The 24852-nt window shown below is 33.3% G+C and carries 19 protein-coding genes and 1 tRNA gene; 8 read left to right on the top strand and 12 right to left on the bottom strand.

Features of this window, described 5'->3' with window-relative positions; translation table 11 throughout:
- The 3 genes from ACK5ON_RS11535 to ACK5ON_RS11525 form a co-directional block, all read left to right on the top strand.
- Positions 1 to 595 (top strand): ABC transporter permease (locus ACK5ON_RS11535; protein WP_409822582.1); only part of this gene is annotated, 595 nt, incomplete at its 5' end.
- A gap of 84 nt (positions 596 to 679) precedes the next feature.
- Positions 680 to 5785, top strand: coding sequence for a T9SS type B sorting domain-containing protein (locus ACK5ON_RS11530; RefSeq protein WP_409822579.1), 5106 nt, complete (start codon positions 680 to 682; stop codon positions 5783 to 5785).
- 5 nt (positions 5786 to 5790) lie between these two features.
- A complete protein-coding gene (locus ACK5ON_RS11525) occupies positions 5791 to 6699 on the top strand; it encodes an alpha/beta hydrolase (protein WP_409822576.1) in 909 nt (302 codons plus the stop codon).
- A gap of 171 nt (positions 6700 to 6870) precedes the next feature.
- Here the strand turns inward: ACK5ON_RS11525 and typA are convergent, their stop codons facing one another.
- The gene (typA, locus tag ACK5ON_RS11520; RefSeq protein WP_409822572.1) at positions 6871 to 8667 is read right to left on the bottom strand and encodes a translational GTPase TypA; all 1797 of its coding nucleotides are present in this window, start codon (positions 8665 to 8667) and stop codon (positions 6871 to 6873) included.
- Between the two features lie 153 nt (positions 8668 to 8820).
- Between typA and ACK5ON_RS11515 the strand changes: the two genes are divergently transcribed.
- Complete coding sequence (locus ACK5ON_RS11515) at positions 8821 to 10539, top strand: PAS domain S-box protein (protein WP_409822569.1); 1719 nt, start codon at positions 8821 to 8823, stop codon at positions 10537 to 10539.
- 12 nt (positions 10540 to 10551) lie between these two features.
- Positions 10552 to 10965 carry a response regulator gene (locus tag ACK5ON_RS11510; RefSeq protein WP_396174307.1) on the top strand — a complete coding sequence of 138 codons (414 nt, stop codon included), beginning with the start codon at positions 10552 to 10554 and terminating at the stop codon, positions 10963 to 10965.
- Positions 10966 to 11036: 71 nt separating this feature from the next.
- Here ACK5ON_RS11510 and rpsT read toward each other — a convergent pair whose 3' ends face one another.
- The 3 genes from rpsT to proS all read right to left on the bottom strand — a co-directional run bounded on the left by rpsT (position 11037) and on the right by proS (position 12940).
- A complete protein-coding gene (gene rpsT, locus ACK5ON_RS11505) occupies positions 11037 to 11288 on the bottom strand; it encodes a 30S ribosomal protein S20 (RefSeq protein WP_396174309.1) in 252 nt (83 codons plus the stop codon).
- A gap of 23 nt (positions 11289 to 11311) precedes the next feature.
- A tRNA-Glu gene (locus ACK5ON_RS11500) sits at positions 11312 to 11383 on the bottom strand.
- Between the two features lie 78 nt (positions 11384 to 11461).
- Positions 11462 to 12940 carry a proline--tRNA ligase gene (gene proS, locus ACK5ON_RS11495; protein WP_409822565.1) on the bottom strand — a complete coding sequence of 493 codons (1479 nt, stop codon included), beginning with the start codon at positions 12938 to 12940 and terminating at the stop codon, positions 11462 to 11464.
- 100 nt (positions 12941 to 13040) lie between these two features.
- Here proS and ACK5ON_RS11490 point away from each other — a divergent pair, with 100 nt between their 5' ends.
- The 3 genes from ACK5ON_RS11490 (at position 13041) to rimO (ending at position 16987) form a co-directional block, all read left to right on the top strand.
- Positions 13041 to 13967, top strand: coding sequence for a hypothetical protein (locus ACK5ON_RS11490; RefSeq protein WP_409822563.1), 927 nt, complete (start codon positions 13041 to 13043; stop codon positions 13965 to 13967).
- Between the two features lie 47 nt (positions 13968 to 14014).
- Complete coding sequence (locus ACK5ON_RS11485) at positions 14015 to 15556, top strand: OmpP1/FadL family transporter (RefSeq protein ID WP_409822560.1); 1542 nt, start codon at positions 14015 to 14017, stop codon at positions 15554 to 15556.
- 129 nt (positions 15557 to 15685) lie between these two features.
- The gene (gene rimO, locus ACK5ON_RS11480) at positions 15686 to 16987 is read left to right on the top strand and encodes a 30S ribosomal protein S12 methylthiotransferase RimO (protein ID WP_409822558.1); all 1302 of its coding nucleotides are present in this window, start codon (positions 15686 to 15688) and stop codon (positions 16985 to 16987) included.
- Between the two features lie 47 nt (positions 16988 to 17034).
- On the opposite strand, the gene ACK5ON_RS11475 is transcribed toward rimO, so the two are convergent.
- From ACK5ON_RS11475 to ACK5ON_RS11440, 8 genes are all read right to left on the bottom strand, one after another.
- Positions 17035 to 18576: an acyl-CoA carboxylase subunit beta gene (locus tag ACK5ON_RS11475; RefSeq protein ID WP_409822555.1), complete on the bottom strand. Its 1542-nt coding sequence runs from the start codon at positions 18574 to 18576 to the stop codon at positions 17035 to 17037.
- A gap of 152 nt (positions 18577 to 18728) precedes the next feature.
- The gene (locus ACK5ON_RS11470) at positions 18729 to 20171 is read right to left on the bottom strand and encodes an acetyl/propionyl/methylcrotonyl-CoA carboxylase subunit alpha (RefSeq protein ID WP_409822584.1); all 1443 of its coding nucleotides are present in this window, start codon (positions 20169 to 20171) and stop codon (positions 18729 to 18731) included.
- 80 nt (positions 20172 to 20251) lie between these two features.
- Positions 20252 to 20737, bottom strand: coding sequence for an acetyl-CoA carboxylase biotin carboxyl carrier protein subunit (locus tag ACK5ON_RS11465; protein WP_409822552.1), 486 nt, complete (start codon positions 20735 to 20737; stop codon positions 20252 to 20254).
- Between the two features lie 150 nt (positions 20738 to 20887).
- Positions 20888 to 21433 carry a YceI family protein gene (locus ACK5ON_RS11460; protein WP_409822550.1) on the bottom strand — a complete coding sequence of 182 codons (546 nt, stop codon included), beginning with the start codon at positions 21431 to 21433 and terminating at the stop codon, positions 20888 to 20890.
- A 10-nt stretch (positions 21434 to 21443) separates the two neighbouring features.
- Positions 21444 to 21791, bottom strand: coding sequence for a hypothetical protein (locus tag ACK5ON_RS11455; RefSeq protein WP_409822547.1), 348 nt, complete (start codon positions 21789 to 21791; stop codon positions 21444 to 21446).
- Positions 21792 to 21793: 2 nt separating this feature from the next.
- Positions 21794 to 22657 (bottom strand): DUF5777 family beta-barrel protein, encoded by an 864-nt coding sequence (locus ACK5ON_RS11450; RefSeq protein WP_409822544.1) that lies wholly within the window; start codon positions 22655 to 22657, stop codon positions 21794 to 21796.
- 12 nt (positions 22658 to 22669) lie between these two features.
- Complete coding sequence (locus ACK5ON_RS11445; RefSeq protein ID WP_409822540.1) at positions 22670 to 23056, bottom strand: OB-fold protein; 387 nt, start codon at positions 23054 to 23056, stop codon at positions 22670 to 22672.
- 410 nt (positions 23057 to 23466) lie between these two features.
- A partial coding sequence (locus ACK5ON_RS11440) for a B12-binding domain-containing radical SAM protein (RefSeq protein WP_409822537.1) occupies positions 23467 to 24852 on the bottom strand: 1386 nt, incomplete at its 5' end.

Below are 24852 nucleotides of genomic sequence, written 5' to 3'. Positions count from 1 at the left end.
AATGATGGCAAACGAATACAGTTATGGCACGCTAAAACAAAACCTCATCGATGGCATGAGTAAAAAGGAATTTATACTCTCCAAATTTTTGACCGTCATCCTTTTTGCCTTTACTTCTACTGTGTTTGTTTTTGTGATGTCCCTGATTTTGGGCTATAGTTTTTCCTCATATACTGAATTGGAAATTGTATTTTCTGATTTGATTTACTTGTTGGCTTACTTTGTAAAACTACTTGGCTTTTTCTCTTTCTGTTTGTTTCTAGGAATTCTAGTAAAACGCTCTGCATTTGCACTAGGTTTTCTGTTAATTTGGTTTTTGGTTGAAAAAATATCCTATTTAACTTTAAAGTTTGATATATTCAATCGTGATCCACGAGTAGATCAAGTCTATGCTTTCATGCCGCTAGAGTCAATGAGTAATCTTATCATTGAACCTTTTTCAAGATTATCTATTATTAAAAATATCCAAAGTGCTGTGGGAGAAAAAGGGATTAAAGATTATGACGTACATTTTACATCAATTTTAATTGTTTTACTTTGGACAGCAATTTTTATTTTTCTATCGTATAAAATAATTAAAAAGCGTGATTTGTAATCAATTTTTGAACATTTTATAAAGAAACCATAATAAGAGCAAACTTCTTTTTATGGTTTCTTTTTAATTTGCTATTTTTAGCGAATGAAAAAGAAGTTATTGTTTTTATTATTTACTGTCTTCATCTCGATAAATTGTTTTTCACAATTTAGTAAGACACATTATATTCCGCCACTATCTGGTGCTTCAAGTGTAACCTCAGAAGACCAATATTTATATATCTCTACGCCTAACGTTACTCCCATAAATTTTCGAATTATTGAATTGGGTGGCAATACTATTCTTGGTACTGTTTCAAGAAACGTACCTTATGTTTATTATGTTGGCTTTGGTAACGATACCCAACTTCACGTTGATGCTGGAGGTGCCAATAATGTATATAGCAACAAAGGATATATAGTTGAAGCAGATGATTTGGTTTATGTATCAGCCCGCGTTACAGCTGGAACCGGAAATCAAGCAGGAGAATTGGTTTCTAAAGGATTAGCGTCACTTGGAAACCGTTTCAGAATTGGAAGTTTTACCAACACCTTAGTAGCTAATTATATCGATATTCACACCACATTTATCTCTGTCCTTGCTACTGAAAATAATACTGTTGTGAATTTTAGTGATTTAAAAACTGGTGTAATTCCGATAAACAGCTCAACTGGAAATACCCCATTTAGCATTACCTTAAACAGTGGTGAAAGTTATGTAATGGCAGTTCAAGGACCAACAGATGCTAATAGAGATGGATTAATTGGTGCTTTGGTTACAGCTGATAAACCCATTGCAGTCAACTGTGGATCATTTGGTGGAAGTAATGCAGTGGGAAATTTGGATTTGGGATTTGACCAAATTGTTTCTGCCGAAAGAACAGGAACAGATTATATTTTTATCAAAAGTACTGGTGTTTCAGAAGTAGAAAAAGTACTAATTGTTGCCGATGAAGACAATACAGAAATTTTTACCAATGGAGTTGCAACCGCAGTGGCAACCATTAACGCTGGACAATATTATGAAATACTTGGCAATGCATTTAGTGCCAATGGAAATTTATTTGTTCAAACTTCCAAAAAAACCTTTGCTTATCAAAGTGTAGGCGATAATGGTGCAATTGACCAAAGAAATCAAGAACTATTTTTTGTTCCTCCTTTAAGTTGTCAAACCCCAAGGGTTATTGATAATATACCCTTTATAGATTTTGTGGGCACAAGACAATTTATTGGAAGAGTAACTATTGTAACCGAAACAGCAGCAACATTAACTTTCATTATTGATGGTGTCAATTATACTTTAGCCACTTTACCCTTGGGAATACAGGTAAATGGACCAACAAATGTTATTGGTAATCTCAATTACCAAACCTATGTACTTACTGGTTTATCGGGCAATGTTTCGGTTTTTTCAACTGGAGAGATTTATTTAGCTGCTTACGGTTCAAGTGGTGCAGCAACTTTTGGGGGTTTTTATTCTGGTTTTACCTTTAAACCAGAGATATCGTTCAATCAAGTCAATATTGCTCAGGCCAGTTGTATTCCCAATACTGTTTTATCGGTAAATACCTTGAGCCCTTTTGATACATTTCAATGGTATTTTAACGATGTCCTAATTCCTTTCGCTACAAATAGTTCCTATACTCCAAACCTTCTTGGTCCAGGATATTACTATGTTTCGGCAACCATAGCAGGTTGTGGTAATCCTATTGATTCTGATAAAATTCCTGTAAGTACTTGTGCATTAAATACTGATAATGACACTGTAAATGATAATGCAGACCTTGATAATGACAATGATGGCATTACCAATTGCAACGAATCGTTTGGTAATCAAAATTTCAATCTGACAAACACAACTGCTGGCTCAATAGCCATTGGTACTTATACTAATGCTTATACTGGCGCGGTGACTTTTTCGGGAACTGGAACTCCATCGGCCAATCCAATTGTTGGCGATACTAATGGTAATTTTGTTACCGAAGCGGCTCAAGGAAAACAAAACAAAATAAATTACACGCTTTCCAATTTTACAAATCCCATTAGCTTAGTTCTAGAATATGCTTCTACCGCTTTGGCTACAGATTTGTTTACATCATCTACCGAAATTAGAGTCACCTGTCCCATAAATAAAACCCTCACTATTTTAAATCCAAATAATCAAATTCTTATTGATACTAATTATGATGGTATTTTTGAAAGTGGCGTAACACAATATTCCTCTTTCGAAATACGTTTTCGGTTGAACAGTAGTGTTCCTTTAGCCGCAGGAACAGGAACTTTTTCTATCAGAGGAAATTTGATAAATTCAATAACCATTACCAACATCAATCTAGTGGACACCAATACAAGTAAAGTTGCTTTGCGTTTAGTTGCCACTTGTGTTCCAAAAGATTCGGATGGTGACGGCATTCCAGACCAATTGGATTATGATAGCGATAATGATTCGATACTCGATTTTGTAGAATCGCAAGGGACAAATGTTGTTGCACTTTCCAATGTTGATGCCAATAATGACGGAATTGATGATGCCTTCGGGGCCGGAATAACACCAGCCGATAATGACTCTGATACCATTCCTAATTATCTCGATTTAGATTCGGACAACGATGGAATTCATGACTTAGACGAATCTGGAAGTAATGCCACTGATTCTAATAGTAATGGAATTATTGATAGTACCAATTTTGGTACCAATGGTTTGGCCAATGCTTTGGAAACAACTCCAGATAGTGGCGTTTTAAATTATACTTTAGCCAATACGGATGGCGATGGAATCCTTAATTATATTGAATTAGACAGCGATAATGATTTGTGTAACGATGTCATCGAAGCAGGATATTTGGATAGCAACGGTGATGGTCTTTTAGGCGGAATAGTTCCTCCAACTGTTAACCCAAATAACGGAATTGTAACCAGCGGAACGGGTTATGGAAATCCGAATATAAATTATATTACCGCAGCACCCATTGTTATAAACAATCAGCCATCAAGTAATTCATTTTGCGAATTACAAACTGCTACTTTTACCGTAACTTCCAATGCAGTAACTTCTTATCAATGGCAACTTTCAACCGATAATGGAGTTACTTGGAACACTATAGTAAATAATGCAATCTATACAGGAGCTACTACAGCAAGTTTATCGGTTGCCAATGTTTCACCAACTATGAGCGGTTATCGATACCGAGTGTTTCTAAACAAAAACGGAAATACCTGTGGTTTGTTTTCGGCAGTAGCTATTTTAACCACCTTTCCATTACCTGTAATTACAACACCAATTACTCTGAAACAATGTGATAATGATTCTGATGGAATTTCAATTTTCAATTTAACACAAAAAAATGATGTGATTTCCGCTAATAATTTGAATGAAACATTTACCTATTATACCACATTTGCAGCAGCAACTACTGAAAATGTTACTTTTTTAATCCCCAATCCTCTTGCTTATACTTCTGGAACCGCTACAATTTATGCCAGAGTAGAAAATAGTAACGGCTGTTTTCGTGTGGCTACTATAAATTTAATTGTTTCCGTTACTCAAATTCCAGCCAATTTTGTCATTCCAAATCAATATCTGTGCGATGATTTTCTCGATGCTGTTAATGACGATAGTGATGGAATTTCTGGCCCTTTTAATTTTAGCAGTATAACAACTAGTCTATTAGCCATTTTACCTAATAATATTTCTATTAAATATTATAAGTCCGAAGCTGATTTCCTTGCTGAAACCGATGCTTTGGGCAACTCATTAGCCATTGCAAATACTACAAATTATAGAAACATTGGTTTCCCAAATGTGCAAACCATTTGGGTTCGTGCTGAGAGTACTTTGGACAATTCTTGTTTTGGGTTTAAAACTTTTAATGTAGTTGTAGAACCCGTTCCTACTGCAAATCCTGTAAATCCTTTAAATTTAATTCGTGAATGCGATGATGATCAAGATGGTATTTATGGTTTTGATACTTCAGGAATTGAAGCTACTGTTTTGAACGGACAAACTGGAGTTAATGTGAAATATTATAGAGCCAATGGTACACAAATTGTGCCTTTTCCTAATCCGTTTTTTGTAACAGGAACTGAGACTATCACCATTAGAGTTTCCAATAATACAACCCAAACTGCTGGAGACCCTTGTAATGACGAGGTACAATTACAATTTATTGTGGATGATTTACCTGAGGCATTTGCCATTGATCCTTTGCTAACATCAAGATGTGATGATGAACCCAACCCAATTGACCAAGATGGATTATTTGATTTTGATACAAGTTCTTTTCTAAATACCATTATTGGAGCACAAACTGGAGTAAATGTGTATTATTATGATCAAAATAATGTGCTCATTCCAAGTACAACTCCCAATCAATTGCCAAATCCTTTTAGAACGGGAACACAAAACGTTAAAGTGGTTGTCGAAAACCCAATAAATACGAGTTGTCCTGCAGATATTATTATACCTTTTATTGTAAATCCAACACCAAAAATTGACCAACAAGAAAAGGTAGTTATCTGTCTTCCTGATACTGAAATTACACTAGATGCTGGAATTCTTGATGGGACACCAACTTCTAATTATACCTATACATGGTATTTCAATAACGCGATTATAACTGCACAAACGAACCCTACTTTAATAGTCAATACAACTGGAATTTATAAGGTAGAAGTAACCAATGCTTCTAATTGTTCAAAAACAAGAACTATAACCGTAATAAGTTCGCAAGCTCCTACAAATATTGAAATTGATGTTGTTGATTTATCTGATTATAATTCAATAACTGTCAATTTATCGGGTTCCGGAACTTATGAATTTGCGATTGATGATGTTAATGGGCCTTATCAAAGCAGCAATATATTTAATAATGTTCCCATTGGGTTTCATGAAATTTATGTCAGAGATAGAGATGGTTGTGGTTCGGTTGGTCCCATATTAGTTTCTGTATTGGGAATTCCAAAATATTTTACTCCAAACGGAGATGGTTTCAATGACTACTGGAATGTAAAAGGGGTAAGTGCATTATCAAATTATCGCTCAACCATTTATATTTTTGACCGATTTGGAAAACTATTAAAACAACTAGGAACCACAAGTCTGGGTTGGGATGGAACATATAATGGACGTCAAATGCCTGCTGATGATTATTGGTACTCTATTCAATTTGAAGATGGTAGAAGTGCCAAAGGACATTTTGCATTAAAACGATAATCATAATGAAAATTAGTATTGTAGTTGCATTATTTTTCACTTGTTTCCTCTATTGTCAAGTTCCAAAAGTAAGTAGTGGCAAAATAGAACATTTTGAAAACTTCAAATCCAATTTTGTTGATGCCAGAAATATAGACGTTTGGTTACCCGATGGTTATTCGGATAAAGAAAAATATGCAGTGCTTTACATGCATGATGGGCAAATGCTATTTGATGCTGATATCACTTGGAATAAACAAAGTTGGGAAGTGGATGAAGTGGCTGGGAAATTAATTACAGAAAATAAAACACAGAAATTCATCGTAGTTGGTATATGGAATAATGGCGAATACCGTCATTCGGAATATTTCCCGCAGCGCATTATTAAAGATATTCCCGAACCAACAAAAAAAATACTGGTTGAAGAACAATTAAAAAACAAACCACAATCGGATAATTACCTAAAGTTTTTGGTAACCGAAGTAAAACCATTTATTGATAAAACCTTTGCTACAAAAACAGATAGAAAAAATACTTTTGTTGCTGGTTCGAGTATGGGTGGTTTGATTTCTTTGTATGCTATTTGTGAATATCCAAAAGTATTTGGAGGAGCTGCTTGTATATCTACGCATACTCCGATGATTATGAAAGAAAAATTAGGAGCAGTTGCTGATGCGGATATAGCTTCTAAATTTAGAGATTACTTAAAAACACAACTTCCAAATCCGAAAAATCATAAAATCTATTTTGATTATGGAGATAAAACCTTAGACAGTTTTTATAAACCCTTTCAGGAAAAAATTGATGCAATTATGATTGAAAAAGGATTTACCTCTAAAAATTGGATAACCAAATTTTTCCCTGGAAAAGACCACTCTGAAAATTCTTGGAATGAAAGGTTTAATATTCCGCTGGAGTTCTTAATGAAAAACTAAATCCCTAGCCCAGATTGTAGAGGAAATCATCTTTATCAAAGTTTTTAACTTTGATAAAGATATTGTAACGGAAAGCTGGACCTGCCTGCAATCAGGCAGGAATAGCTCCTAAAAAAAATTCCAAACTCACATTTAGAATTTGGAATTTGATATTTGTCTATTGCTAAACCGTTATACTTTATATCTTTTTCTATCCGTTTCGTTCAAATAAATTTTTCTCAAACGAATAGATTTTGGAGTAACCTCAACATATTCATCCTTTTGAATGTATTCCAATGCCTCTTCCAATGAAAATATAATCGGTGGAATAATCCTTGCCTTTTCATCATTTCCTGATGAACGTACGTTAGACTGTTTTTTTGCTTTAGTTACGTTGATACACATATCATCGCTACGAGAATTCTCTCCAATTACCTGACCTTCGTATATTTCATCATTAGGATTCACAAAGAATTTACCTCTATCTTGTAATTTGTCAATAGAATATGGGATAGCTTTTCCATTTTCCATAGAAATTAACGAACCGTTATTACGTCCCGGAATATCACCTTTGAATGGCTCATAACCTATGTAACGATGCGCCATAATCGCTTCACCGGCAGTTGCTGTTAACAACTGATTACGCAATCCAATAATGCCGCGAGAAGGAATGTTGAATTTAATAATCATGCGTTCGCCTTTGGCTTCCATAGAGAGCATTTCTCCTTTACGGATGGAAACAAATTCGACAGCTCTCCCTGATAAACTTTCTGGCAAATCGATAGTTAACTCTTCAATTGGCTCACATTTTTTACCCTCAATTTCTTTGATGATAACCTGAGGTTGTCCAATTTGTAATTCATATCCTTCTCTTCTCATGGTTTCAATAAGAACGGATAAATGAAGTACGCCACGACCAAAAACCATAAATTTATCGGCAGAATCGGTTTCACCCAACTTCATGGCTAGATTTTTCTCTAATTCTTTTGTTAATCTATCTCTAATGTGACGTGATGTTACAAATTTTCCTTCTTTTCCAAAAAATGGCGAGTCGTTAATGGTAAACAACATACTCATGGTTGGTTCATCAATAGCAATAGTTTGTAATGCTTCTGGACTTTCAAAATCGGCAATCGTGTCCCCAATTTCAAAACCTTCAACTCCTACAATGGCACAAATATCTCCAGCAATTACCTCTTGTACTTTTTTACGTCCCAGACCTTCAAAAGTATGTAATTCTTTAATTCTTGATTTCAATATTTTTCCATCTCTTTTTACCAAAGAAATTGGCATTCCTTCTTTCAAAACACCTCTTTCTAAACGACCGATTGCAATACGACCAGTGAATGAGGAGAAATCTAAAGATGTGATAAGCATTTGAGGAGTTCCTTCGGAAACTTTCGGAGCAGGAACATTGGCAATAACCATGTCTAATAATGGTTCTATAGTTGAAGTTGGTTTTCTGAAATCATCTGACATCCAATTCTGCTTAGCAGAACCATAAACAGTTGGGAAATCCAATTGCCATTCTTCAGCACCTAATTCATACATTAAATCGAAAACTTTTTCATGAACTTCTTCAGGTGTGCAGTTTTCTTTATCTACTTTATTAATAACAACACATGGTTTCAATCCTAAATCGATAGCTTTTTGTAACACAAAACGTGTTTGTGGCATTGGACCTTCAAAAGCATCTACCAATAGACAAACGCCATCAGCCATATTCAACACACGCTCTACTTCACCCCCAAAATCGGCGTGACCGGGAGTATCAATAATATTAATTTTTGTTCCCTTATATACAACAGATACGTTTTTAGAAGTAATTGTGATTCCTCTTTCTCTTTCAAGGTCATTGTTATCCAGAATTAAATCACCCGTATTTTCATTTTCACGAAATAGTTGACAGTGATACATAATTTTGTCAACCAAAGTAGTCTTACCATGGTCAACGTGGGCAATAATAGCAATGTTTCTAATAGATTCCATCTGTGTTTTTTTGACGGTGCAAAGGTACACTTTATTTTTGGATAAAAAATTAGTTTACATTTTATTAGTAATACTGTTAAAGTTTATATAATATCTAATAAGTTTTTTTACAAATTTTAAAACTTATTTGAATTTATATATATTTTTGGAGTAATGAAAAATTATTCAAAAAAAATAACTTTAGTTTACTTCTTTATATTGCTTTTATTGGCATTGGTAGGTCATACCATTTTATTTAGTTTTACCCAAACGTTACCTGAAAATACTACCCTATATTTTTATATAAAAGATATCATTTTCATTGCAATTTCAACTATTATTTTAATCATTCTACTACGTCTAAAAGACAACAAAAACATATCGGTTTTCGAAAAATTAAAAGTCACTAATAAAGAGATATCAGAGTCAAACGAACGTTATGATATAGTTGCCAAAGCCACTAGTGATACTATTTGGGATTGGAAAATTGAAGATGATAGTTTCAAATGGAATAAAGGGATACAAGGAGTTTTTGGTTACAAAAAAGAAGATGTTGGCAAAACTTCAAAATGGTGGTTTGATAGAATTCATCCCGAAGATAGTTTGAAGATGTCGGTCAAACTATATTCATTTCTTGAACAAAAAACAGAAAAGTGGCAAGACGAATATCGATTCCAATGTGCTGATGGAAGCTACAAATATGTTTTAGATAGAGGTTTTTTAATGAAAGACAAAGAGGGAAAACCAATTAGAATGATTGGAGCTATTCAAGATATCACTAAACAAAAATCTGAAGAACAAAGACTTAGACTTCTGGAAACAGTGATTACACATTCAAAAGATGCTGTAATGATTACAGATATTGATACTTCGGAAAATGTAATTCCAAACATTATTTTTGTCAATTCAGCATTTACAGAAATGACTGGTTACAAAGCAAAAGATGTTATAGGGAAATCACCAATACTTTTTTTTAAAGAAAAATCAGATATTTTAGAACTTGATAAACTAAAAACAGCTATTCAAGACTATAAAGAATGCTTTATAGAAACCATTAGTTATAAAAAGAATGGTGATGAATTTTGGATTAACTTCTCTATGATTCCTGTTACCAATAAAGATGGTGAACATTCGCATTGGATTTCTATTCAAAGAGATGTTACAGAAGAAAAAATGAAACAAAGAGAGAGAGAACAACTCATTAAGGAATTAACACAAAACAATAAAGATTTAAAACAATTCTCCTATATTACATCCCATAATTTGAGGGCACCACTTTCAAATTTAACTGGATTATTAAATTTAGTTGAAGAAATGACTATCGAAGATAAAGAGTTAAAAGAAATCATAAACGGGTTCTCAAAATCAACCCATCTTTTGAATGAGACAATAAACGATTTGGTTAAAGTGGTTATTATAAAAGACAATCCTTCCATACAAAAAGAGAAAGTACTTATTAAAGAAATTTTTGAAAATGTTTTTAATCAATTGAGCTTTTTGATAAGTTTAAACAAACCCATTTTGAAAATCGATTTGGAAGAAGTCACAATTTTAAACATTAATAAGTCCTATTTAGAAAGTATTTTTTTAAATTTACTAACCAACTCCATGAAGTACAAAGACACAACAAGGCAATTAAGAGTAAATATATCGTCAAGAGTTGTAGATGATAATTTAATACTTACTTTCAAAGACAATGGAATTGGTATAGATTTAGTGAGAAATAAAGATAAGATTTTTGGTTTATACCAACGATTTCACAATCATCCTGATAGTAAAGGTTTGGGATTGTATTTGGTAAAATCCCAAGTTGAAGCAATGGGAGGTACAATAAGTGTAGTCAGTTCAGTAGGAAAAGGTACTACTTTCACTTTAACATTTAAAAATAATTAATCTTTTCTTGATATGTTAGATAAAATTTTTTGCGTAGATGACGACTTAATTACTTTGATGCTTTGTAAAAAAGTAATTGAAAGAGTTTTATCTACCAAAGAAATACACACTGCTCAAAATGGAGAAGAAGCAATTCAATATTTTAAAGCACTAGCCGAAAAGTACAAAATTGATAAAAACACTATATACCCAAAATTAACTTTTTTAGATTTAAATATGCCTATAATGAATGGTTGGGAATTTTTGGATATATATTCAGCACTTGGTTATCATGAGATTTTCAAAGATGCAAAATTCATAGTACTATCATCAACTATTGACCCACAAGATGTAAACAAAACAAAAAATTATTCGGTAGTAATTGATTTTTTATCAAAACCAATAACTAAGGAAATGTTAGAAAACTTAAAAGATAAACTTTCATAATCACATACGATTATGTAAAACAAAAAAGCACTCAAAATTTGAGTGCTTTTTTATAAGACTGAACAGTTATACTATAACTTTGAAACGTGCTTTGTCAATTTAGATTTTAAATTAGAAGCTTTATTATCATGAATAATATTTTTCTTAGCTAATTTATCGATCATGGAAATAACAGCAGATAACTTAGCAGAAGCGTCAGATTTATCAGTTGCTAATCTTAATGCTTTTATTGCATTACGAGTAGTTTTGTGTTGGTATCTGTTTAATACTCTTCTTTTCTCGTTACTTCTAATTCTTTTTAAAGCTGACTTGTGATTTGCCATTTTTTCTTTTTTTATTTAAATTGTAGCCCGTAGGGGAATCGAACCCCTCTTACCAGGATGAAAACCTGGCGTCCTAACCGATAGACGAACGGGCCGTCTTTCTCAATGCGGATGCAAAAATACAACTATTTTTTATTTTCGCAATAGTGTAGCAGAAAAAAAATATTATTTTTTTAATATGCCTTCGCAAACAACGCTCTACCAAAAGATTTTCCGCCAGAAAAAATACATTTTCCCTCTTCCTCAACTCTATTTAAAGGTATACAACGAATAGTGGCCTTAGTCAATTCTTTGATTTTTTCTTCTGTTTCAGGAGTTCCATCCCAATGAGCCGAAATAAATCCGGTTTTATTTTCTAAAACCTCTTTAAACTCTTCAAAAGAATTGACCTCAGTAATATGAGAGTCCCTATATTGTAATGCTTTAGTATATAAATCCTTTTGAATTTGTTCTAATAAATCACTAATATAATTTACTGCTCCTTTATTTGTAATTACTTCTTTTGTTAAAGTATCACGTCTAGCGATTTCAAAAGTGCCGTTTTCAATATCTTTCGGTCCAATTGCGATTCTAATTGGAACGCCTTTTAATTCCCACTCAGCAAATTTAAATCCAGGTTTTTGAGTTGTTCTATTATCAAACTTTATTGAAACTCCATTTTTTTTAAATTGAGTAACTAAGTCATTTGCAACCAAAGATATTGTATCAAACTCTTCATCTGATTTATAAATAGGAACAATCACTACTTGTATAGGAGCCAAATTTGGTGGCAAAACCAATCCATTATCATCTGAATGTGTCATGACTAATGCTCCCATTAATCGAGTAGAAACTCCCCATGACGTTCCCCATACGAATTCTTGTTTTCCTTCTTGATTAGCAAATTTAACGTCAAATGCTTTAGCAAAATTTTGCCCAAGAAAATGCGAAGTTCCAGCTTGCAACGCTTTTCCATCTTGCATTAATGCTTCAATACAGTAAGTTTCTTCAGCACCAGCAAAACGTTCTGTTTCAGTTTTTAATCCTTTAATTACTGGAATCGCCATAAAATTTTCAGCAAAATCAGCATAAACATGCATCATTTTTTCAGACTCTTCTATAGCTTCTGCCTTTGTGGCATGAGCGGTATGCCCTTCTTGCCATAAAAACTCAGCAGTTCTAAGAAATAATCTCGTTCTCATTTCCCAACGAACAACATTTGCCCACTGATTAATTAATAGTGGTAAATCTCTATACGATTGCACCCAATTTTTATAGGTTGACCAAATTATTGCTTCACTTGTAGGTCGAACAATTAACTCTTCTTCTAATTTTGCATTTGGGTCAACCATCAATTTCCCGGGTTTGTCTGGGTCATTTTTTAATCTATAATGGGTAACTATAGCACATTCTTTGGCAAAACCTTCCGCATTTTTCTCTTCTGCTTCAAACATGCTTTTAGGAACAAAAAGTGGAAAATAGGCATTACTGTGACCTGTTTCTTTGAACATTCTATCCAATTCAGCCTGCATTTTTTCCCAAATAGCATAACCATAAGGTTTGATTACCATACAACCTCTCACACCAGAGTTTTCGGCCAAATCGGCTTTGACAACCAGTTCGTTATACCATTTTGAATAATCTTCACTTCTTGTAGTAAGGTTCTTGCTCATATTAAAAAGTTTGGCACAAAAATTGTTTAACTTATTTTAACTAAATAGTCTGGCAAAACTAACTATTTTTGTATTGTTCAACAATAAAAATGCTATAGATATGAAAACTAATTATTTTTTCTCGCAAAAATTATCCATTTATGTATTTCTTGGATCTTTTTCTATTATGATTTCCTCGTGTAGCTCCTATCAAAATAGTTCCTACTACGATAATGATGGCATATACGGTGGTTCAGAAAACAATAAAAGTGTAGCCAATTCAAATGAAAATACTCAAAGTAATAAATACCAAGAATATTTTAGTGATTTGAATAATAACGCTCAAAGTTTTACAAAAGTAGATGAATACAATTCAACAAATAGAGATTCTATCTCTAATAATGCCGCATGGGGAAGTAATCCGCAAACTGTAACTGTAAACGTTTATGATAACGATTGGGGTTGGAGCTATTGGAATAATTGGTGGTTCGGCAATTATTGGGGTTGGGGTGGCATGTGGGGTCCAAATTGGGGCTGGGGTGGAAACTTTGGCTGGGGTGGAATGTGGGGCTGGGGAGGAATGTGGGGACCAAACTGGGGATGGGGTTGGAATAATTGGTATGGAAATAATAATTGGTGCGGTGGTTATTACAACAACTATTACCATTCGTATGCAGGTGGTAGAAGAGGATCTGCTTATAATGGTAGCATAGCAAGCGGTAGAGGAACAAATTCAAGAATTTCAAATAATTATAGTTCTAGAAACAATAATGGCATTTCAACAAGAAATAATAGCTTTAATAATGTAAGATCATCTAATAATTCAACTAGAAACTATTCTAATAATTCTACAAGAACAAACACAAACTCAAATTCAACTAGAAATAACGTTAGAACGCAAACATCATCCCCAACACGTACTTATTCTCCTAGCTCAAATTATGGTGGTGGTCGTTCATCTTATGGTGGTGGTGGAAGCTATGGTGGTGGAAGATCATCTGGTGGTGGTGGTGGAAGATCATCTGGCGGTGGCGGTGGAAGAAGGTAATTTCTAAACACTTTACTTTTAATTTTGTTTATTTAAAATAAAAAAATATGAAAAAGTTTTTTTTAATTAATCTTTCGGTATTGACATTTACTTTTGTTTATTCTCAGGAAGTTTCAGATGCTTTACGATATTCTCAAGACAATTTAAACGGAACAGCCAGATTTCGAGCTTTAAGTGGAGCATTTGGTGCTCTTGGTGGAGATTTGTCTTCTATCAATGTTAATCCTGCTGGTTCTGCAGTATTTAATAACAATCAATTTGGGTCAACAATAAGCAATTTCAGCACAAAAAATAATTCTAATTATTTTGGAACAACTACTTCTGAATGTGACAGTACTTTTGACCTAAATCAAGCTGGAATGGTATTTGTCTTTAAAAATCAAAACACAAAAAGTGAATGGAAAAAATTTAGTTTGGCTCTAAATTATGAAAATGCAAATAATTTTGATAATTCCACTTTTAGTTATGGAACTAATCCAAACAATTCCATTGATCAATACTTCTTGTATTATGCGAATCAAAATGGAGGTGTTTCGGTTTCAAATTTGCAATTGCAACCAGGTGAAACAATAAGTTCTTTGTATGGTTTTTTAGGATCTAATTACGGTTTTGGAACCCAACAAGCATTTTTGGGCTATCAAGCTTATATAATCGACCCGGCTTCAAATTATAATGAAATATCAAATAGAAATTATGTATCATTAGTTCCTAATGGTGGAAATTATTACCAAGAGAATTATTTTACTTCGGATGGCTATAATGGCAAGTTGAATTTCAATTTTGCCACTCAGTATAAAGATTTCCTTTATTTAGGTGTTAATTTGAATTCTCATTTTACAGATTATTCTCAATACACCAGTTTTTATGAAAGAAATAATCAAGTATCGAATGAAATCAGAATAAACAGACTTCAATTTGACAATAGATTATATACTTATGGTAATGGATTTTCATTTCAAGTTGGAGCTATTGCAAAGGTTACTAAAGAATTTCGTTTAGGTTTGGCTTATGAATCGCCGACTTGGTATACATTAAATGATGAATTAAGTCAAAGTGTAGTTGGAATAAGAAGTAGTACTAGTGGAGAATTATCACCAGATATTGTAGATCCTCGTGTCACCATGATATATGATAGATATAAAATACAAACTCCCGATAAAATAACTGGAAGTTTAGCTTATGTTTTTGGAAATCAAGGATTAATTAGTTTTGATGTTGCCTATAAAAATTATAGTAACATAACTCTTAGTCCAACAAACCAATTTAGAAATTTTAATACCACGATTTCAAATACACTTACCAATACGGCTGAATTTAGAGTTGGTGCCGAGAAAAAAATAAAACAATTGAGCTTACGAGCCGGCTATCGATTTGAAGAAAGTCCCTATAAAGACACCAAAACTATGGGCGATTTAATTGGATATTCTGGAGGTTTGGGATATAATTTTGGAAATACAAAAGTTGATTTGTCCTACTCACATTCCAAGAGAAATTACCAACAACAATTCTTCTCACAAGGATTTATTGATGGTGCAAGTATTGAAGCAATTACCAATAATTTTAGTTTAACCTTTTTATTTGAATTATAATAAAATTAGATTTAAATCACCAACCACTTCAATAGAAGTGGTTTTTTATTTTTTAAAAATTGACTTGTAAATAAAATTGAAATAAAAAGAGTAATTTTGCACTCCTTTCTAAAAGTCAGGAATAAATCTATGAGAACGAAGTCTTTAAAGAAAAACAAAATCAACATCATTACGCTTGGATGTTCCAAAAACACTTACGATAGTGAAGTTTTGATGGGCCAACTAAAAGCCAGCGGAAAAGAGGTGGTGCATGAACAAGAAGGAAACATTGTAGTAATTAATACTTGTGGTTTTATTGATAATGCCAAAGCTGAATCGGTAAATACTATTCTTGAATATGCCGATAAGAAAGTGCGTGGCATAGTGGACAAAGTTTTTGTTACTGGATGTTTATCAGAAAGATACAGACCCGACTTAGAAAAAGAAATTCCCAATATTGACCAATATTTTGGCACAACAGAATTGCCACTTTTATTAAAAGCACTCGGAGCCGATTATAAGCACGAACTGCTTGGAGAAAGAATTACTACTACACCAAAAAACTATGCTTACTTAAAAATAGCTGAAGGTTGTGACAGACCTTGTAGTTTTTGTGCTATTCCAATAATGCGAGGCAAACACGTTTCACAATCTATTGAAAAATTAGTTAAAGAAGCCGAAGGATTAGCTAAAAATGGCGTAAAAGAACTGATTCTTATTGCCCAAGATTTGACCTATTACGGATTAGATTTATACAAAAAAAGAAATTTGGCTGAGTTATTAGAAAACTTAGTGAAAGTGGAAGGAATTGAATGGATACGTTTGCATTATGCTTTCCCAACTGGTTTCCCAATGGATGTTTTGGATTTAATGAAACGCGAGCCAAAGATTTGTAATTACATCGATATTCCGTTGCAACACATTTCAGATAAAATTTTGAAATCGATGCGACGCGGAACTACCAAAGAAAAAACCACAAAACTTTTACAGGATTTTCGAGCTGTAGTTCCAGAAATGACTATAAGAACTACTCTTATTGTAGGTTATCCGGGAGAAACTCAGGAAGATTTTGAAATCCTGAGAGATTGGGTTCAAGAAATGAAGTTTGAACGATTGGGTTGTTTTACCTATTCTCATGAAGAAAACACCCATGCTTATTTATTGGAAGACGATGTTCCAGAAGAAGTAAAACAAGCACGCGCCGCTGAAATCATGGAAATACAGTCTCAAATATCTTGGGATTTAAATCAAGAAAAAATTGGACAAACCTTCAAATGTGTTATTGACAGGAAAGAAGGACAATACTTTGTTGGCAGAACCGAATTTGACAGTCCCGATGTAGATAATGAAGTGCTTATTGATGCTTCAAAATTTTATGTGAAAACTGGCGATTTTGTTAATGTAAAAATCTTTGATGCTACAGAATTTGATTTATATGGTGAGCCATTGTAAAATACTCTAAATTTTGTTTGTAAAAAAACTTTTCAATTGGTTCAATTTTATAACGGAATGTTTCCATGTTTTCGTTTAGGCAGATCGACTTCTTTATTTTCGAGCATACTGAAAGCTTTTAGCAATTTTCTTCTTGTATCTTTTGGCAAAATCACCTCATCAATAAATCCTCTTTGAGCAGCAGTATAGGGGTTGGCAAACAATTGAGCATATTCGTTTTCTTTTTCTAATAATTTTGCAGCGGGATCTAGTGCTTCCGAAATTTCCTTTTTAAAGATAATTTCACTGGCGCCTTTAGCACCCATCACAGCAATTTCGGCATTGGGCCAAGCAAAATTCATATCGGCACCAATGTGTTTTGAATTCATAACATCATAGGCACCACCATACGCTTTTCGTGTAATCACGGTAACTTTTGGAACAGTCGCTTCGCTCAAAGCATATAATAATTTTGCTCCGTGTACAATAATTCCGTTCCATTCTTGGTCTGTTCCTGGCAAGAAACCGGGAACATCTACTAATACTAATAAAGGAATATTGAAACAATCGCAAAACCGTGTAAATCGAGCCGCTTTTATAGAGCTTTTCACGTCCAAGCAACCTGCTAAAAACTTAGGATTATTGGCAACAACTCCTATACTTCTTCCACCAAGTCTAGCAAAACCTACGACTATATTTTCGGCAAAGTCTTTATGAATTTCAAAAAAGGATTCTTCATCAATAATTCCTTTAATAACATCATGCATATCATAAGGTTTGTTGGCGTTTTCGGGAACTATAGTATCCAATTGCTCACGGTATTCATCACCTAAAACGTAATTCAATTTAGGTGTAACTTCTTTATTGTTTTGTGGAATATAACTCAAAAGTCGTTTTATGTCTTCCAAACATTCAATTCCGTTTGGGGAAGTAATGTGTGCCACACCTGATTTGGTAGAATGGGTAATCGCTCCACCCAATTCTTCTGCAGTAACTTCTTCATTGGTTACTGTTTTTACAACATTTGGACCCGTTACAAACATATAACTGTTATTTTCCACCATCATCGTAAAATCAGTCATGGCTGGAGAATAAACAGCACCGCCGGCACATGGTCCCATTATAGCTGAAATTTGTGGAATAACACCACTCGACTGAACGTTTCTGTAAAAAATATCCGCATAACCACCCAATGAGCGAACACCCTCCTGAATTCGAGCACCACCAGAATCATTCAATCCAATCATAGGTGCACCATTACGAACTGCCATATCCATCACTTTACAAATCTTTTCGGCATGTGTTTCGGATAAAGCACCACCAAAAACGGTGAAATCTTGAGCGAAAATATAAACTAATCGTCCGTTAATGGTGCCATAACCAGTAATAACACCATCTCCGTAATAGATTTCTTTTTCCATTCCAAAATCGGTAGTACGATGGGTAACGAGCATCCCAATTTCTTCAAACGAACCTTCGTCTAGTAAATATTCTACTCGTTCACGAGCGGTTAACTTTTTCTTTTCGTGCTGTTTCGCAATTCTATTTTCGCCTCCACCCAATTTGGCTAAAGCAATTTTATCGTTTAATATTTTGATTTTATCTTCCATTTGACTTTTTAAAATGTATACTGTAAATTGTATATTGTATATTGTATATTGTAAATTGTATATTGTAAACTGTAAATTGTAAACTGTAAATTGTAAACTGTAAATTGTAAATTGTAAACTGCATTATACTTTATACAATTTACAGTATACAATTAATTTATTGGTAATCGTAAGATTTTTTTATCGGCAACATATTGTTTTAAAGCAATCATGGCAGCAATTTCAGCTTCCAAATCTAAATTAGCTTTAAGATTTTCAGGACTATAATACGCTTTTACAAAACCCGTATCAAAATTTCCTGAACGAAACGCATCGTGTTCCATTACAAATTTCCCGAAAGGCAACGTAGTGGCAACACCTTCAACATGATAATCATCTATAGCTTTTATCATTAATGCTATGGATTCTTCTCGAGTTTTTCCATAAGTTACTAATTTAGATAACATTGGGTCGTAATAAATGGGCACATCCATTCCTTCTTCTATTCCGTTATCAACTCGAATTCCTTCGCCTACGGGAATTTTATAGGTACTTAAAAAACCCACATTAGGCAAAAAATCATTCATAGAATCTTCAGCATACACTCGGAGTTCCATGGCATGACCGTTGATTTTCAAATCTTCTTGTTTGATCGTTAATGCTTCACCACGAGCAACTCTAATTTGCAATTCAACCAAATCTAATCCTGAAATCATCTCCGTTACTGGATGTTCCACTTGCAAACGCGTATTCATTTCCAGGAAATAGAAATTGTGTTTGTCATCCATCAAAAACTCTACCGTTCCCGCACCAAGATAATCACAAGCACGAGCCACTTTGACTGCAGCTTCGCCCATTTCTTTTCGTTTCTCTGGAGTTAAAATTGATGATGGTGCTTCTTCTACCACTTTTTGATGACGACGCTGAATACTACATTCTCTTTCAAAAACATACAACACATTGCCATGACTATCAGCCATAATTTGAATTTCTATGTGGCGTGGTTTGGTTACATATTTCTCGATAAAAACCGAGCCGTCACCAAAGGCAGAAGTGGCTTCACTGATGGCACGATTCATTTGTGATTCGAAATCTTCTTCTCTTTCTACTATTCGCATTCCTTTTCCGCCACCTCCAGCAGATGCTTTAATCAAAATGGGGAATCCAACTTCTTTGGCTGTTTTTTTGGCTTCATCCAAATCAGTAATGGCATGATCAACACCAGGAACCATGGGAATGTTGTATTGCATTACGGCTTCTTTGGCGGCCAATTTGCTTCCCATCATTTCAATAGCTATCGATTTTGGCCCGATGAAAATGATGTTGTTTTTTTCACAAGCTTCGGCAAAAGCGGCATTTTCACTCAAAAAACCATACCCAGGATGAACGGCATCTACACCTAAATCTTTACAAACTTCAATGATTTTATCGCCACGCAAATAGGATTGACTTGATGGTGCTTCGCCTATGCAAACCGCTTCATCTGCATATTTTACATGAAGCGCATTTCTATCGGCAGTCGAATATACTGCAACTGTTTTGATGCCCATTTTTTTGGCAGTTTTCATTACTCTTATGGCAATTTCACCGCGATTGGCAACTAAAATCTTTTTGATTCCTTTCATTTATATTGAATTTATTTCAGCAACTCCACTTTTAGCAAAGTCTTAATACTTACTACTTTTATCTTACTACTCTATTCAAACTCAATTAATAACTGTCCTTTGTCTACAGCATTTCCCTTTTGTACCGTAATGGATTTAATGACTCCATCACGAGGTGAAAGGAAACTGTTTTCCATTTTCATGGCTTCAAGAATTAATAACGGATCGTTTTCTTTGACTGATTGACCAACCTCAACACTAATTTCAAGAATTAATCCCGGCATTGGTGCTTTGATAGCATTGATAACTTTCGTTCTTCCACGCTCAATACCCATGCTTTTGATAAGAATATCTAAATCGTCTTCAATAGCTACTTCATAAGTATTATTGTTAACTTTAATGGTGTATTTTTTGGCTAAAAAATCGGCAAAAACGATTTCTGCTGTATAAGGAATATGATTTTTTAAAACATGGAACTTGTCTTTTTCCACAGCAACAACATCAAAATTTTGGAGGTTACTTTCAGATAAATCAATTGGAGTATTATGATTTACAGTTAACTTATAATTATTGCTCATATTGATTGGTTATTATTGGAAGTAAATTTAGGAAAAGAAAACGTTTTAGGAACTGATAATTATCAGATATTTGAAAATATAATATAGTTTTTAAAGGCAAAAAACTCCAACAATAAAGTTGGAGTTCTGTAAATAGTTTGTGATAATAAATTATACTTTCTTTTCTAAATCGAATTTTAAATCAATTTCTACAGATTCTGCGATTTTATTTTTAACCACTGATGGAATTTTGATATTGTAATCTAATGGTTTTACTTTAAAAGTAGAAGTTGCAACAAGCTTTTCACCAGATTGTAAAAATGTGATTTTGATTTTTACTTTTTTAGTTACTCCATGTAAGGTCAAATCTCCTTCTGCGTCAAAAGTTACTTTACCAGATGACAATTTAGTTTCATCAAAATTGGTCACTTTTCCTTTAAAAGTAGCTTTTGGAAACTTATCACTTTCAATGTAATTTTCATTAAAATGCTCTTCCATTAAAGGCACTTTAAATCGGAAAGCTTTAACCAAAGCCAAAGCAGCAATTTCGCCTGTTGATTTGTCAAAAATGCAAGATGCTGTATTGTTTTTGGCAGCTACTTCCTCAAAAGCTGGCATTGATGCTTCAAATTTTACTTCTCCAGATCGAGTAATCATCTTTTGAGAAAACGAGTAGGTAGAGAATATCAATACAACGAATAAAAACATCTTTTTCATAGCATTTTTTTTAGTTTGGATAACCGTTAGCCACCCAATTTTTTATAATATTAATTGTAGATTGTTGCATTCTCCCTGATTGTGGCATAACTGTTCCACAGGATTGGTCATCAATTCTACAAATCATATTTCCATTTTCTGCAGCATCTCTAACTTGAGTATAGGTTTCCATTGTTGGTAATTCAGCGCCAGCTGTACTATGACATGCTAAACAATTGTTTACAATAATAGGTTTTACATTGTTTGTATAGGTTGGATTAGCAACTTCTCCAGAAATTTCTTCGTAAGTTTTCGAGTCACAAGAGAACCCGATAAGACAAGCAATCATGAATACGATTATAATTTTAAATGTTTTCATATTTAAAATACTCTATATAAGTTAAAACCAAAATAAATTCCTTTCCCTTCTGTAATTCCGTTGGCATTAGTAAAATAACTAACGTCATTCATTGCTTGACTGTTTGAAAACAGCAATTGAAATACATGTCCACCAGTTTCAATATCTATACCAATAGTTGCCGGATTGTGATAAAAACTGGTTTCTCTAGCATTCAATCGAGCAGCATATTCCATATTCAAACTAATTCTTTTAGACAATTTATATCTTCCACCAAGAGCCAATAAAAAATTGTCTTTTTCTTCAAATAAAGGTTCATAAAGATTTTTATGAATATAAATCGGATTTATTTCTAAAGAAAAACTGTTAGAAAACTTTCTTGATATTGGAAATTGCGTACTAAAAGCAAATCTATTTGATGATTTCAATTCTGGAAACTCGTCTTTACTCAACTTAGAGTTGATATCCATGGTATTATAACCAACAATAGTTACTGGAAAACCATCAACTTCTTGATCAGCAAACTTATATTTAGCTGATAATTCATATATTTTATTCAAAGTGTGACGAGAAAAACCTAATGTTAACCAATCTTTTGCTCCATACAAAACGCCGATTTTGGTTGAAGCATTATCCAACCCGAAGAAATTTTCAAAACCATTCGTTAAATCACCAAATTTGTGTGATACTAAAAAATACCACTCGCCTTTGGCTGCCAGCTTTGTCGATTGCATAGAACAAACTTGTATTCCTTTGAAAGCTGCAATTTCGATTTCTTTTTTTCCTTTGCTAACAGAATCTAATTCATTCAATAAATCATCTTGTGCATTCGAGAAACCAAACACAAAAAGAAAAAATACAGAAAAAGCAATTTTTGATAAATTCATTTTAATTTATTCCTATTTTACGATTAAACATTGATCTAATTTTAATTCTTCTAAAAGGTCATCATAACCTGTTACACGACCTTTAATGATAATTTGACTACCAACACCAACTTTTTTTGAAACTTGTAATTGACAGGAAACTTTCTCATCTAACGTAATAACATTATCAATAACATTAGTAACTTTTCCAGAAATTTGGACAGTTTTGTTCAAATATTTGTTGGTTGCAATTTCGGTATTATTTGAAAACTCACTAAAAATAGCAGTTGCTGATGTAGTGAATTCCGATTTTTCAGTTTGAATATCTCTAGCTCCAGCAGTCATTATATAATTGTATCCAAAATAACCTATAGCTACAATAACAATTAGTCCTATTAAAAACTTTCCTCTTTTACTCATTTTTTTTAAAATAATTTAGTTTTCACAATTAAGCAAACGCTATTGTTTATAGATTTTTCTTGTATTTGTTAACAAAAACCTTTTTCATTAATCCATTTACAATACTACTATTTTTTTAGTAAGGAAATGTTAATTTGAGAAACTTTCATTTCTATCCTTATCAAAGAAGTTACTTTTTTTTAATGCAACAGCAATACTAATTGAAATAATTAGTGGTAACAGGTAATTTTATGTTTTTCTTAATCACAAATTTATAAATTTTTATGACATAAGTATTTGTTTATTAAAGATAAATCGATACTAAAATGGCAATGGCATACTCATAGTTTAGCATTTTACGATTCGTATTTGCAATAAATAAATTGTCTCAAAAAAAGAGAAAAATAAAAAAAGTAAAAGTAGGATAGATTTTACAAAACCAATAACCCAAAATCTTTTAAAGTATTCATTGGTTTTGAGAACCAAAACAGTTCAAAGTCTTCAAAATGAGTTTCGAAATCAGTTTTTAGTTGCGCAAAGGTTTGGTTTTTGTTTTGGAAAATAGAAAGTGATTCTAGCGTTGTAACAAGCCATTCTGCTTTGTCTTTATCCAAGGAAATTTGAATAGTTTCTCTTTTATTATGAAAAATTAATTTTAACATTTGACGTGAACTTCCTTTTTTGGATTTAGAAAAAGCTTCTGATAAGGGCTTTCCTCCTATCCAAACAATTTTTGCTGAAGGTTTTGTGTTGAAACTTTCTTCTTTTTCCAAACAAGAAACAATATAATCAGAAGGAATTGTAGTTTTGGGAATTTTAAAATCAAACCATTCTTGCAGTTCATAATCAAAGCAAATGCCGTGCATATAATTGAATAATGATTTCTTGAGCCCGAAACTGAATTTATCGTGATCAATACCAGTTTTATCTTTAAATTGGATATCATTATTGGCGAAAAGCCCATCCAACCCTACCAAAGGAAGGGCTTTTTCATCTAATCCTATAGGTATAACTCCAAATTCCTCTGGAAACATTCCCACTGGAGAATGAGCTGTCATCGCAAACTGATGCCAAAAACCCGATTGAATTATTCCTAATTCGAAAAGTTGTCGCACCATTTCTAAACTATCAACTGTTTCTTGAACGGTTTGTGTGGGATAACCATACATCAAATAGGCATGAACCATAATTCCAGATTCTGTGAAGTTTCTAGTTACTTGAGCTACTTGTTCTAGAGTCACTCCTTTTTTTATAAGTTCCAATAATCTATCGGAAGCGACTTCTAAACCTCCTGAAACTGCAATGCAACCGGAAGCTTTTAAAAGCAAACACAAATCGCGAGTAAAACTCTTTTCAAACCGAATGTTAGTCCACCAGGTAACGGTTAACTTTCTGCGGAGAATTTCCAATGCCAATTCTCGCATCAAAGCTGGTGGTGCTGCTTCGTCTACAAAATGGAAACCGTTTTCGCCCGTTTGTGCTATCATTTCTTCCATCCTATCTACTAAAGTTTTAGCAGCAATGGGTTCGTAAAGCTTTATATAATCTAAAGAAATATCACAAAAAGTACATTTTCCCCAATAGCAACCGTGCGCCATTGTTAATTTGTTCCAGCGGCCGTCACTCCACAAACTGTGCATTGGGTTGGCTATTTCAATCACTGAAATGTATTTATCTAAAAACAAATCGGAATAATCTGGAGTGCCAACTTCGGATTGTTTGTAATCGTTTTTAAGAGTATTATTTTTATAAACTACTTCGTTTTGTTCTAAGACGAAAGTTCTTTTGGCCTCCCCCAACCCCTCCAAAGGAGGGGA

This window comes from Flavobacterium sp. (assembly GCF_046317795.1).
In the GTDB taxonomy this organism is placed as follows: domain Bacteria; phylum Bacteroidota; class Bacteroidia; order Flavobacteriales; family Flavobacteriaceae; genus Flavobacterium.
The sequence above is the reverse complement of the archived record's forward strand: the minus strand, read 5'-3'. Positions and strand labels throughout refer to the sequence as shown.